This is a genomic window from Rhodococcus mengyinensis, from assembly GCF_048381435.1.
Taxonomy (GTDB): Bacteria; Actinomycetota; Actinomycetes; order Mycobacteriales; family Mycobacteriaceae; genus Rhodococcus_F; species Rhodococcus_F opacus_D.
In genome coordinates, this window is the sequence record NZ_JBLWIT010000161.1 from 124,799 (window position 1) to 137,296 (window position 12,498).

Consider the following 12,498-nt stretch of genomic DNA (forward strand, 5'->3'; position numbering starts at 1 on the left):
CTGCGCAGCCGACAGCGGAAACGCCCCTTCCGGAGCACCGCTACTACCCGCTGCTTGTCCCGACCCCAAGGGTTACTCCGTTCTCGAACGCGTGGCGACTGCCGCCTGTGTCTTTGGTGATTCGTAGCTCTCGGTCCCACGGACTGCGTCGTGAGCCGGTCTTCCGATGAACGCCATCACATGAACAGGCCTTGCCGGTTCGAAGCATCTCGCGGAGCGGGGACGTGCCGGGCATGGGACGCCCTGCGCTGATCGAAGAGTTCCACCACACTCGGAGTCGATGTCAGACGATCGTCCGAAACCCGATTGCCTGCGACGCTGAACACTCCAAGGCCCTTACATCCCGAACTACTTGCGGTGAGCGGGTTCATACGTGGCTCCGTTCTCTCATCGATCCAACAAGCGGCCACCCAATCGGTGCTCGTCATCCTCCGAGTCGAGAGCCGAGTCTACGGCGCTGGTGGAGGAGCGAAACATCGTCGCGATCATTGCTTCGGCCTCCTCTCGCTCGGTGGTGACAATCTCGGTTCGTACGGTTCTGCGGTAGCGCCGGGAATTACATCGGTGTCGGATCCACTGCCGTTACCGGCGCCGGTGTGACGTACCCAACCCTCGATACTTCCAGAACCAGGCCTAGATTCGATCTTCGACGCGCACATATTCAACAGGCCGGACCACATTCCGGGCACTGTGTACAACCAGAACACGGATACCGTACCGAGAGTCGGAATTTCACTAGGTGTACAACTGTCGTATCCAGTTTCATGTTCCGCCTCCCGACTGTTATCCGTGCACGGTGCAGCCGATCTGATGTCCGGCCGCGGCGTTGAACACTCACTGCCCCCCGTGACCGCAGTTTTGCCAACCACCGTGTCTACCAAAGCCCCGCGCAGGTCTCAAAACGAAGAGCACCCGAAGTTGCATACCGGGAATAACCGAGCAGGTTCGTCGCATAGCCGCATCGAACGAAAACTTGGACGTTCACGTGAGCGCTCGGGTGCCGGCAGATCGCCCGCTGACCTGCCACGAGGACGCAGACACGCGTCCCCGGCGACGGGATGTGCACCGGCGACACCCCGGTTGTATCCCAGCATCTGGAACACCCTCCCGACGCTCGGCACTGTCGATGTCCGATTAGTCGCGATCGCCGCCGCGCGACCGATCGCGGGCAGACGGGAGATTTCTCACATTCAGGGACGCGCCGACATCAGGAAGAACGCTTCTACCAACGAGTAACTAAAGTAAGTCTAACCTAACCGTTGTCGCCCAACGACACTGACATCGACCGACTCGCCGCTCACCGTCCGTGGCTCGCGAACCAGTCGAGCAGATCGGGGTCGTCCACGGCGCTGCGGTCCACCGTGCGCCGAGCATCCGCACCCTGAAAAATGCGCTTGAGGGGCACCTCGAGTTTCTTGCCGGTCCGGGTGTGCGGGATGCCGGGCGCCTCGATGATGTCGTCGGGCACATGCCGCGGAGAGGCCTGCTCACGAATCGCTGCGCGGATACGCCGCCTCAGCGCGTCGTCGAGTTCCGCCCCCTCCGACAGGACCACGAACAGCGGCATCCAGTATCCGCCGTCCGCCAGATCGACACCGACGACAAGTGCCTCGGCGACCTCGGGGAGCTTCTCCACCACCTGGTAGATGTCGGCGCTACCCATCCGAATCCCGTTGCGATTCAAGGTGGAATCGGACCTTCCGTGCATCAGGACGGTCCCGCGATCGGTGATCGTGATCCAGTCGCCGTGCCGCCACACTCCCGGAAACACATCGAAATATGCTTCGCGGTAACGCTTTCCGTCCGGATCGTTCCAGAACGACACCGGCATGGACGGCATCGGCGCCGTCACGACCAGTTCACCGACCTCACCTCGCACCGGTTGCCCCGACTCGTCGAACGCGTCGACGGCGACACCCAGGCACGGGGCGGACAGCTCCCCCGGCCAGACCGGGACGTTCCGCGCTCCCCCGACGAACGCCGACACCACGTCGGTCCCACCGGTGATCGACACGACGGGAACGCGGCGACCGACGTTCTCGGACAACCACAGTGACGACGCCGCCGGCAGCGTGGACCCGGTCACCCCCACCGCCCGGAGTGCGCTCAGATCGTGCTCGCGCACGGGGACCACACCCGCCTTGTCGCACGCGAGAACATAACCGGGACTGGTTCCGACCACGGTCACACCCAGCCGTGACACCAAGGACCACAACGCATCCGGCGTCGGATAGGACGGACTTCCGTCGTAGCAGACGATGGTGGCCCCCACCAGCAGGCCCGCCGTCTGGAAGTTCCACATCATCCAACTGGGACTGGTGTACCAGAAGAGGGTGTCGTCGCGGCCGATGTCGAGTTGGAGCGCGAGCGACTTCACGTGCTCGAGGAGAACGCCGCCGTGACCGTGCACGATGCCCTTCGGCAGGCCCGTGGTCCCCGAGGAGAACACCACCCACAGCGGGTGGTCGAACGGGACGGCGACGGACTCGAGTGCGGCGTCCCGGCCGGTGGCCTCCGCCCAGGTGAGGGTGCCGTCGACGGCGGCGTCCGGATCGAGACGCGGCACGACCACTGTGAGGGCCAGCGACGGCAATCCGCCGCGCAGGTCGGCCGACGCGGCGAGCCGATCGTGTTCCTTGCCCCCGAACCGGTAGCCGTCCGCGGTGATCAGCGCTTTCGGTTCCAGTTGACCCAGTCGATCGAGCGCGGCCGGCGCGGAGTAGTCCTGTCCGCACGCGGCCCACACGGCACCGAGCGACGCCGTGGCGAGGAACGCGACGACGGCCTCGGGAATGTTCGGGAGGTAACCGACGACCCGGTCACCGACCCCGACTCCGTGCTCGCGGAGAGTCGCGGCGAGGCCCGCCACCGCGGACCGCAACTCGTCCCACCCGACGGAGATGTCGGTGGCGCCCTCACCCGCGTACAGGATTGCCGGTGTGCCGGGGCGGGCGTTCCGGAAGACGTGGTCGACGTAGTTGAGGGTCGCCCCGGGGAACCAGACGGCCCCCGGCATCGCGTCGTCCGCGAGGGCCGGTCCGGGGTCGGTGGCGGACCGGATCTCGAAGTAGTCCCACACGTCCTGCCAGAACGCCGCCGGGTCGGCGACCGACCAGCGCCACAGCGCCCGGTAGTCGTCGACTCGGACGCTGTGACGCCGTGCGACGAACCGGGCGAAATCGGTGACGACCGCGTCGCGCACGTCGGATTCGGTGGGCACCCATTGCGGATCGGCAGTCATGGGCACCATCTTCCCCGAGAGCGCGACCGTTCCGCGCTCTTTCGCCGCCTACTGCGGGGACTCGGACGTGCTCTTCCCCTTCGAACCGACCTGGGAGCGGCGCAGGATCGCCTCGGCGTGACGCAGGACCGGCGCGTCCACCATCTTTCCCTCGAACGCGAAGACTCCCCGTTCGTCGGCGACGGCGGCGAGAACCCGCGTCGCCCAGTCGACGTCCCTGTCGGACGGCGCGTACGCCTCCCGGATCACCGCGATCTGGCTGGGATGGATGCCGACCTTGATGTCGAATCCGACGGCGACGGCGTCGACCGCCTCCGCGCGCAACCCGTCGAGGTCCTTGATGTCGAGATAGACGGAATCCAGGGCGAGCCGGTGATACGCCTTGGCCGCCAGCAGTGTCGACGACCGCACGTGATTGGCGACGTCACGATAGCTGCCGCCCTCGCGGCGACTGGAGTTGCCGCCCATCGCCGCCACGAGATCTTCGGCGCCCCACATCACGCCGATCGTGCTCGCCGCCAGCGCGATCTCGCTCACCGCGAGCGCACCGAGAGGCGACTCGACGAGGGCGATCACCTCACGCGGCGCCAACGACAGCACCTGGTCGGCGGACTCGCACTTCGCCAGCATCAGCCTCGTGTAGCGGGTGCCGTCTAGTGCCAGAAGGTCGCGCTCGTGATCCTCGGTTCCGACCGGATTGACCCGCACCACCGTGCGATCCGGATCCAACGGGGTGTCGATCAGGGCGACCCGCGCCGCTTCCTTGTCCGCGGGCGCCACCCCGTCCTCGAGGTCGAGGATCACGACGTCGGCTGCCGCAGCCGCTTTCGCATACCGTTCGGGCCGGTCTGCCGGGCAGAACAACCAGGCGGGCCCGGGCAGTTCCCAGCTCACGACGGCTTCTTCTGGACGAGGGTCTTGCGGACCGCGATCGCCACCACGTCGCCGTTCTGGTTGCGGCCGGTGTGCTCGAGCGTGACGATGCCCTCGCCGGGCCTGCTCTTCGACTCGCGCTTGTCCACGATCTTCGTCTCCGCGTAGAGCGTGTCGCCGTGGAACAGCGGTTTCGGGAAACTGATCTCCGAGAACCCCAGATTCGCGACGATCGTCCCCTGCGTCAGTTGTGCCACCGACAATCCGACCACGGTCGAGAGGGTGAACATCGAGTTGACGAGGCGCTCACCGAACTGGGTGTTCTCGCTGTACGCGGCGTCCAGGTGCAGTGCCTGGGTGTTCATCGTCTGCGTCGTGAAGAGGACGTTGTCGGCCTCCGTGACGGTCCGGCCGGGACGGTGCTCGTACACCGCACCCAGCTCGAACTCCTCGAACCACAGGCCCCGCTGAACGATTCGCTTCGGTTCGGTCGTCGCGGTCACAGGCCGGCCTCCCGCGCGATCAGCATCAGCTGCACCTCGGTGGTGCCCTCGCCGATCTCCAGGATCTTGCTGTCACGGTAGTGCCGGGCCACGGTGTACTCGTTCATGAATCCGTAGCCGCCGTGGATCTGGGTGGCGTCCCGGGCGTTGTCCATCGCGGCCTCGGAGGCGACGAGCTTGGCGATGGCGGCCTGCTTCTTGAACGGCTTGCCGGACAACATCCGGGCAGCGGCGTCGTAGTACGCGGTGCGCGCGGTGTGGGCGCGCGCCTCCATGCGGGCGATCTTGAAGGCGATGGCCTGGTTGTGGCCGATGGGCCGTCCGAACGCCTCGCGTTCCTTGGCGTACTTGACCGACTCGTCGACGCATCCCTGGGCGGCGCCGACGCTCAGCGCGGCGATGGCGATGCGGCCCTCGTCGAGGATCCGCAGGAAGTTCGCGTACCCGCGGCCACGCTCGCCGAGCAGATTCTCCTCGGGAACGCGCACGTCCGAGAACGTGAGCGGGTGGGTGTCGGAGGCGTTCCAGCCGACCTTGTTGTACGCCGGCTCGGCGGTGAAGCCCGGCGTCGACGTCGGCACGAGGATGGTGGAGATCTCCTTCTTGCCTTCCTTCGTTCCGGTCACCGCGGTGACGGTGACGAGCTTGGTGATGTCGGTGCCGGAGTTGGTGATGAACTGCTTGTTGCCGTTGATGATCCACTCACCGCTGTCGAACTTCGCGGTGGTCTTCGTCCCGCCGGCGTCGCTTCCGGCACCCGGCTCGGTGAGCCCGAACGCGGCCAGGCTCTTGCCGCTCGTCAGCTGCGGCAGCCACTCCTGCTTCTGCTCCTCGTTGCCGAACCGGTAGATCGGCATCGCGCCCAGCGACACGCCGGCTTCCAGGGTGATCGCGACACTCTGGTCGACCTTGCCCAGTTCTTCGAGTGCCAGGCAGAGTGCGAAGTAGTCGCCGCCCATTCCGCCGTACTCCTCGGGGAACGGCAGGCCGAACAGGCCCATGTCGGCCATTCCCGCCACCACCTCGTAGGGGAACGTGTGGTTGGCGTCGTGTTCCGCCGCGACCGGTGCCACCACGTTCTTGGCGAAATCGGCGACGGTCTTCGCCAACTGCTGGTACTCGTCGGGAAGCTGGCCGGTGGCAAGGAATTCGGTCATGACGCGTCTTCTTTCGTGTCGGTGGTGTCGGTGTGCGGGGTGACTCGCGCGAGCAGCTGGTCGACCATCACCTGGTCACCGGGTGCGACGAGGATGTCGACGACGCCGTCGACGGGGGCGGTGAGCGAGTGCTCCATCTTCATCGCCTCGACCACGACGAGTGTCTGGCCTGTGGTGACGTGGGCACCCGCTTCGGCGCCGACGGCGATGACGGATCCGGGCATGGGGCTGGTGATCTCGGCCTCGCCGGCGTGGACGTCGCCGGTGCGGACACTGAGTTCGCGAACCTCACGCAGCATCGTCGTGCCGTCGGAACCGGCGAGCCAGATGTGCCCGTCGGTCTGGGCGACCCGGTAGGTTTCGCGCCTGCCGTCGATCACCACGGAGAGCGTGGCCCCGTCGAGCGCCGCCGTCAGGGAGAGGGTGTCGCCGTCCTCGACCTGCGCGGTGGCCTCGGACGGACTGCCCGTGATGCGCACGTGGTCGGTGCGGGTGGCAGACGACAACCGGATGCTGGTGGGCGCGGGAACGCCGACCCGCCAGCCGCTGGGAACGTCCCACGGATCGGCCTGTGCCCGCTCGGGCCAGCGCTGCAACCAGCGGAAAGCCGCAGCGGCGATCAGGGCGGCGTCGGTGGCCTCCGCGGCGACGAAGTCCTCGAGCCGTCGGTCGAGCAGACCGGTGTCGAGGTTGCCGGCCACCACGTCGGGATCGGCGAGCAGGAAGCGCGCGAACTCGATGTTGGTGACCACTCCCAGCACACCGGTGCCGGCCAGCGCCCGGTCCAGCTTGCGCAGCGCACCGGCGCGGTCGTCGGCGTGGGCGATGACCTTCGCCAGCATCGGGTCGTAATCGCTGCCGACCACCGTGCCGGGCTGCAGTCCGGAGTCGACCCGGACACCGGGACCGGCGGGTTCGACGACGTCGGCCACGAGTCCGCCGGTGGGGAGGAATCCGCGACTCGGATCCTCGGCGTAGACGCGGGCTTCGATGGCATGACCGGTGAGGGTGATGTCGTCCTGGGTGAAGCCGAGCGGCTCACCGGCGGCCACTCGCACCTGCCACTCGACGAGGTCCAGGCCCGTGACGAGTTCGGTGACCGGGTGCTCGACCTGCAGCCGGGTGTTCATCTCCATGAAGAAGAACTCGTCGGGCTTGTCGGCGGAGACGATGAACTCGACCGTTCCCGCTCCGGAGTAGTCGACGCTGCGCGCCGTATTGCAGGCGGCCTCGCCGATCCGGGCGCGGGTCGCCTCGTCCAGCAGCGGCGACGGCGCCTCCTCGATGACCTTCTGGTGGCGACGCTGCAGACTGCATTCGCGCTCACCGAGATGGACGACGTTCCCGTGCCCGTCCGCGAGAATCTGCACCTCGATGTGCCGGGGCCGCAGCACGAATCGCTCGAGGAAGAGGGTGTCGTCGCCGAACGCCGACGCCGCCTCCCGCCGCGCGCTGCGTAGTGCCTCGGCGAGTGCGCCCGGCTCCTCCACCAGTCGCATGCCCTTGCCGCCGCCACCTGCCGACGGCTTGACGAGGACGGGGTATCCGATGTCGCCTGCGGCCGCGATCAGTTCGTCGTCGGACAGGCCGGGACGGGCGATGCCGGGGACGACGGGCACGTCGAACTTCGCCACCGCGTTCTTGGCAGTGATCTTGTCGCCCATCACCTCGATGGCGTGAGCGGACGGACCGAGGAACGCGATTCCCGCGTCCGCGCAGGCCCCGGCGAACTTGGAGTTCTCCGACAGGAACCCGTAACCGGGATGGATGGCCTGCGCACCGGTGGCGCGGGCCGCCGCGATCACCTTCTCGATGACGAGGTAACTCTCCCGGGCCGCGGCCGGACCGAGCAGCACCGCGGTGTCGGCCTCACGGACGTGCCGCGCGTCCCGGTCCGCCTCGCTGAACACGGCGACGGAACGGATTCCCATGGCCCGCAACGTGCGGATCACGCGCACCGCGATCTCGCCGCGGTTTGCTACCAGGACGGTATCTATCCGAGTCATTTCAGTCATTCCACTCACATCCGGAAAACGCCGTAGGAGACCGGTTCGATCGGTGCGTTCGCACACACCGAGAGCGCCAGTCCGAGAACAGTTCTGGTGTCGGCGGGGTCGATGATGCCGTCGTCCCACAGCCTGGCCGTCGAGTAGTACGGATTGCCCTGCGCCTCGTACTGCTCACGGATCGGCGCCTTGAACGCTTCTTCGTCCTCGGCCGACCACGGGTTGCCCGCGCTGTCGAGTTGCTCGCTGCGCACCGTCGAGAGCACCGACGCCGCCTGCTCGCCGCCCATCACGGAGATCCGGGCGTTCGGCCACATCCACAGGAACCGCGGCGAGTAGGCCCGCCCGCACATCGAGTAGTTGCCCGCCCCGTAGGAGCCGCCGATCACGACGGTCAGCTTGGGAACCCGGGCGCACGCCACCGCGGTCACCATCTTGGCGCCGTGCTTGGCGATGCCGCCCGCTTCGTAGTCGCGACCGACCATGAAGCCTGCGATGTTCTGCAGGAACAGAAGTGGAATCTTGCGCTTGTCGCACAGCTCGATGAAATGAGCGCCCTTCATCGCGGACTCGGCGAACAGCACGCCGTTGTTGGCGACGATGCCGACCGGGTGGCCCTCGATGTGCGCGAAACCGGTGACCAGGGTCTTGCCGTACTCCGCCTTGAACTCCTGGAATTCGCTGCCGTCCACGATGCGGTCGATGACCTCGTGGACGTCGTACGGGGTGCGCGGGTCGGTGGGGACCACGTCGTAGAGGTCGGTCTGCGATGCCGACGCGGGGACGGCGCTGATCACGTCCCACGGACGCTCGGCGCGCGGGCCGAGGGTCGCGACTATGTTCCGCACGATCCGCAGCGCGTCCTGGTCGTCTTCCGCGAGGTGGTCGGTGACGCCGGAGACCTTCGAGTGCAGGTCGCCGCCGCCGAGCTCCTCCGCTGTCACGACCTCACCGGTGGCGGCCTTCACCAGCGGCGGACCGCCGAGGAAGATGGTGCCCTGGTTGCGGACGATGACGGCCTCGTCGCTCATCGCGGGCACGTAGGCGCCGCCGGCGGTGCACGAGCCGAGGACCGCCGCGATCTGCGGGATGCCCTGCGCGCTCATCGTGGCCTGGTTGTAGAAGATGCGGCCGAAGTGCTCGCGGTCCGGGAACACCTCGTCCTGCCTGGGCAGGAAAGCGCCGCCGGAGTCGACGAGGTAGATGCACGGCAGCTGGTTCTGCAGCGCGATCTCCTGCGCCCGCAGGTGCTTCTTCACCGTCATCGGGTAGTAGGTGCCGCCCTTGACGGTCGCGTCGTTGGCGACGATCACGCATTCCCGCCCGGACACCCGGCCGATGCCGGCGATGACGCCCGCTCCGGGGCATTCGTCGTCGTACAGGCCGTTCGCCGCGAGCGGGGATATCTCGAGGAACGGGCTTCCGGGGTCGAGCAGGGTGTCCACTCGCTCGCGGGGCAGGAGCTTGCCTCGGCTGACGTGCCGCTCGCGCGACTTCTCGCTGCCGCCGAGCGCGGCCACGGCCAGCCTCGACTTCAGCTCGTCCACCAATTTCGTGTGCTCTGCCCGGTAGCCCTCCCGTGCAGTGGTTCCGCTCAGTGCCATCCTGCCGCCTTCTCGTCTTGACGCCCGTGCCGAGTGAGTTAATACTCGATAACTGAATCTAAGATAACTGTGATTAACTGAGTTGTCCAGACCACATCCGAGAAAGAGCTAAGGCGATGACCACAGACGTCGACGGCACCGAAGCGCCGATCACGCGCCGGGAACAGATGAAGGCGGATCGTCGCCGCCAACTGCTCGACGCCGCCGCCCGCCTCATCGCCGAACGGGGCTTCCTCGGTGTCCGCCTCGAGGACCTCGGTTCCGCGGCGGGAATCAGCGGCCCCGCCGTGTACCGGCACTTCCCCAACAAGGACGCCGTCCTCGTCGAACTGCTCGTCGGGATCAGCACGCGCCTGCTCGAGGGCGGGTCGCTCGTCGTGGCGGAGGCCGCCTCCCCGGAAGCGGCCCTGGAGGGTCTGATCGACTTCCATCTGGACTTCGCGCTCGGCGAACCCGACCTCATTCGCATCCAGGACCGGGACCTGGAGAGCCTGCCCGCCGAGGCCCGCCGGGAGGTCCGGCAGACGCAGCGGCGCTACGTGGAGATCTGGGTGAAGGTGCTGCTGCAGGTGGACACGTCACTGGACGAGACGGATGCCCGCACCAAGGCACACGCCACGTTCGGGCTCATCAACTCGACCCCGCACAGCGCCGATCCCACGACCCCCTCGCGCACCCGGAAAGTACTGCGCGACATGACGCTTCTCTGCCTGCGCCCGTGAGTACTCGTTAACGTCCGGCGGTTGACAAGTACGCACGGGCGGCGAAGCCGCAGAAAGGCCCCGCCCTGACCGGACGGGGCCCTTCTCGTGACGGTGCGATGTGGCGCGCCTACACCCTGTTCTTGCTCGTCATCGAGGTGTATCCGAGGGTCAGCACGGCCGCTACGGCGATGCTGATGATCCACCGGATCCAGTCGATTCCGCCGGTGTCCCCCTTGTCGAGGAGCCCCTCCCACACCCAGTACCCGATCAGCGCACCGATGATGCCGAGCACGACGGTGATGACCCACCCCATCGCCTGCTTACCCGGAATCACGAGACGCGCCAGAACGCCGATGACCGCACCGAAGATGATGGTGCCGATGATGTCCATGACCATGGCCCTTGTCCTCTCAACACGCAATTCATGGTGCGAGCGGAAGGTCACCGCTCATTTCGAACATAGCCACCTGGACACCCGTTCGACAGGGCTTCGGCAAATCGTTGCCAAAAGGTTCACGCGGCGTACCGCTGTGAACCCCCTCGGTTCAGCGAATGCCCTGCCGTCGCAGGGCAACGGACACCGCCGCGGCGCGGGTGTCGACACCGAGTTTCGCGTAGATGTGGGCGAGATGGGTCTTGACCGTCGCCTCGCTGATGAAGAGGGCTTTTCCGAGTTCCTTGTTGGTCATGCCCTCGGCCAGCAGGGTCAGCAGTTCGGCCTCCCGCGGCGTGAGAGCTTCCTCGGGGCGCTGCATCTGCTGCAGGAGTCGCGATGCGACGGGCGGCGACAGCACACTCTGGCCGGCGGCCGCGCCGCGCACGGCGGCGAAGATCTCCTGGGGTGTCGAATCCTTCAGGAGGTATCCGATGGCACCGGCGTCGATGGCGCGCACCACGTCGGCATCCGTGTCGTAGGTCGTGAACACCAGCACCGGCAGGGCCCGATCGACCTGCCGGATGCGGCGAATGGCCTCGACCCCGTCGATACCGGCGCCCAGGGCGAGGTCCATCGTCACGAGTTGCGGCCGGCAGGTGCTCACGGCGTCGACCGCCTCCTCCCCCGTGCCCGCCTCGGCGATCACCTCGATGTCCGGCTGCGAGTCGAGAAGCGCTCGCAGCCCGGCACGAACGACCACGTGATCGTCGACCAACAGCACGGTCACTCGCGTCATGCCGCGGTTCCTCTCGCACACGGTATCTGGGCGGCCACCACGGTGCCCTCGCCCGGCGCGCTCTCGACGGTGAACGTGCCGCCCAGTTGCTCGACGCGGCTGCGCATCGCGCGCAGGCCGTATCCGCCGCGCGTCGAGGGAGATCCGGTGGGCGCGGGGTCGAAACCGGTGCCGTCGTCGAAGATGTCGAGGGCGACGGCCTCCGGAAGGTATGTCAACGTGACGCCCACGGTCTCGGCGTGGGCGTGCCGGGCGATGTTGGACACCGCGCTCTGGGTGATCCGCAGCAGAGCGTGCGTCACCTCCGCCGGAATCGCGATCGGAGTGCCCACGATCCGGAGCTCCGCCCGCGGGTGGTGCGTGCGCGCGGCGGCGAGCAGTGCCGCGTCGAGTGGCTGGGATTCCAGTTTGGGCGCCGCGAGATGGTGCACGAGACTGCGGGTTTCCGCCAGGTTCTCGCGCAACGTTCCGGTCGCCACGCGGACGTCCTCACGTGCCCGTTCCTCCGTCCGCGGATCTGCCTGCGCCCAGATCTGCTCGGCCGCCTCGAGGCGGAGCAGGCTGCTGGTCAGTCCCTGCGTCACGGTGTCGTGGATCTCGCGGGCCAGTCGTTCGCGTTCGGCGAGCACCCCCGCCTCCCGCTCGGTCTCCGCGAGCCGGGACCGGGTCTCCGCCACCTGGCGGAGCAGTCGCACCCGTTCCCGGCCGTCCCGCTCGATCTGGCTGTACGCCATGACGATCAGCGCCCCGGTGCACAGCGGTCCCACCAGCACGGCCCACTCGGTGCGGCCGGAGAAGGTGAAGAACGCCACCGAGGTGAGGACGGCGAGAACCCCGACGACCGGGTACGCGATCCGGCTCGGGTACGCCCGCGTGCACAGGAAGAACATGGGAAATGCACACCAGGCGAAACTCGGCGCGAGCCAGACGAGCACCGCCCACGTCGTCAGGACCGGCCATACCCACGGTTCCCACACGCCTTCCCGCCGCGCGACCACGGCGGTGACCGTGTACAACGCGGCAAGCACGGCGATCAACGCGACCACCACGACGAACCGTCCGCTCACGCCGTGGTACGTAAGGTACCGCGCCGTCGACGTCGCGAGGAGGACGTAGAACGACACATGGATGGCGGTAGTTAGCGGGCCGCGCAGACCCGCGCCGTCCGGCCTGTCCACTCCGTCCACGGGTGTCGTCACGTCGACTGATCCTACGGATGTGCCGTGGGTGGCGGATCC

The 12,498-nt window shown here is 67.3% G+C and carries 10 protein-coding genes; 1 reads left to right on the forward strand and 9 read right to left on the reverse strand.

What is annotated here, in order from left to right:
- Positions 1 to 1,297: 1,297 nt before the first annotated feature.
- From ACNJ7E_RS42980 to ACNJ7E_RS43005, 6 genes are read right to left on the reverse strand one after another with little or no spacing between them, the layout of a single operon-like run.
- Positions 1,298 to 3,241, reverse strand: a complete 1,944-nt coding sequence (locus ACNJ7E_RS42980; protein WP_418342639.1) for an acetoacetate--CoA ligase — start codon at positions 3,239 to 3,241, stop codon at positions 1,298 to 1,300.
- Between the two features lie 48 nt (positions 3,242 to 3,289).
- Positions 3,290 to 4,135, reverse strand: a complete 846-nt coding sequence (locus ACNJ7E_RS42985) for an HpcH/HpaI aldolase/citrate lyase family protein (RefSeq protein WP_418342640.1) — start codon at positions 4,133 to 4,135, stop codon at positions 3,290 to 3,292.
- Entirely contained in the window at positions 4,132 to 4,617 is a 486-nt protein-coding gene (locus tag ACNJ7E_RS42990; RefSeq protein WP_105412677.1) for a MaoC family dehydratase, read from the reverse strand. The genes ACNJ7E_RS42985 and ACNJ7E_RS42990 overlap by 4 nt, the downstream gene beginning before the upstream one ends.
- Complete coding sequence (locus ACNJ7E_RS42995; RefSeq protein WP_105412678.1) at positions 4,614 to 5,774, reverse strand: acyl-CoA dehydrogenase family protein; 1,161 nt, start codon at positions 5,772 to 5,774, stop codon at positions 4,614 to 4,616. Before ACNJ7E_RS42995 ends, ACNJ7E_RS42990 begins: the two co-directional genes overlap by 4 nt.
- Positions 5,771 to 7,780 (reverse strand): acetyl/propionyl/methylcrotonyl-CoA carboxylase subunit alpha, encoded by a 2,010-nt coding sequence (locus ACNJ7E_RS43000; protein ID WP_418342677.1) that lies wholly within the window; start codon positions 7,778 to 7,780, stop codon positions 5,771 to 5,773. The genes ACNJ7E_RS42995 and ACNJ7E_RS43000 overlap by 4 nt, the downstream gene beginning before the upstream one ends.
- Positions 7,781 to 7,794: 14 nt before the next feature.
- A complete protein-coding gene (locus tag ACNJ7E_RS43005; RefSeq protein ID WP_280783602.1) occupies positions 7,795 to 9,384 on the reverse strand; it encodes a carboxyl transferase domain-containing protein in 1,590 nt (529 codons plus the stop codon).
- A 116-nt stretch (positions 9,385 to 9,500) separates the two neighbouring features.
- Here ACNJ7E_RS43005 and ACNJ7E_RS43010 point away from each other — a divergent pair, with 116 nt between their 5' ends.
- Positions 9,501 to 10,106 carry an SACE_7040 family transcriptional regulator gene (locus ACNJ7E_RS43010; RefSeq protein WP_029539478.1) on the forward strand — a complete coding sequence of 202 codons (606 nt, stop codon included), beginning with the start codon at positions 9,501 to 9,503 and terminating at the stop codon, positions 10,104 to 10,106.
- 109 nt (positions 10,107 to 10,215) lie between these two features.
- Here ACNJ7E_RS43010 and ACNJ7E_RS43015 read toward each other — a convergent pair whose 3' ends face one another.
- The 3 genes from ACNJ7E_RS43015 to ACNJ7E_RS43025 form a co-directional block, all read right to left on the reverse strand.
- A complete protein-coding gene (locus ACNJ7E_RS43015; RefSeq protein WP_105412681.1) occupies positions 10,216 to 10,485 on the reverse strand; it encodes a GlsB/YeaQ/YmgE family stress response membrane protein in 270 nt (89 codons plus the stop codon).
- 148 nt (positions 10,486 to 10,633) lie between these two features.
- A complete protein-coding gene (locus ACNJ7E_RS43020) occupies positions 10,634 to 11,260 on the reverse strand; it encodes a response regulator (protein WP_418342641.1) in 627 nt (208 codons plus the stop codon).
- Entirely contained in the window at positions 11,257 to 12,459 is a 1,203-nt protein-coding gene (locus ACNJ7E_RS43025; protein WP_418342642.1) for a sensor histidine kinase, read from the reverse strand. The genes ACNJ7E_RS43020 and ACNJ7E_RS43025 overlap by 4 nt, the downstream gene beginning before the upstream one ends.
- Between the last annotated feature and the right edge of the window lie 39 nt (positions 12,460 to 12,498).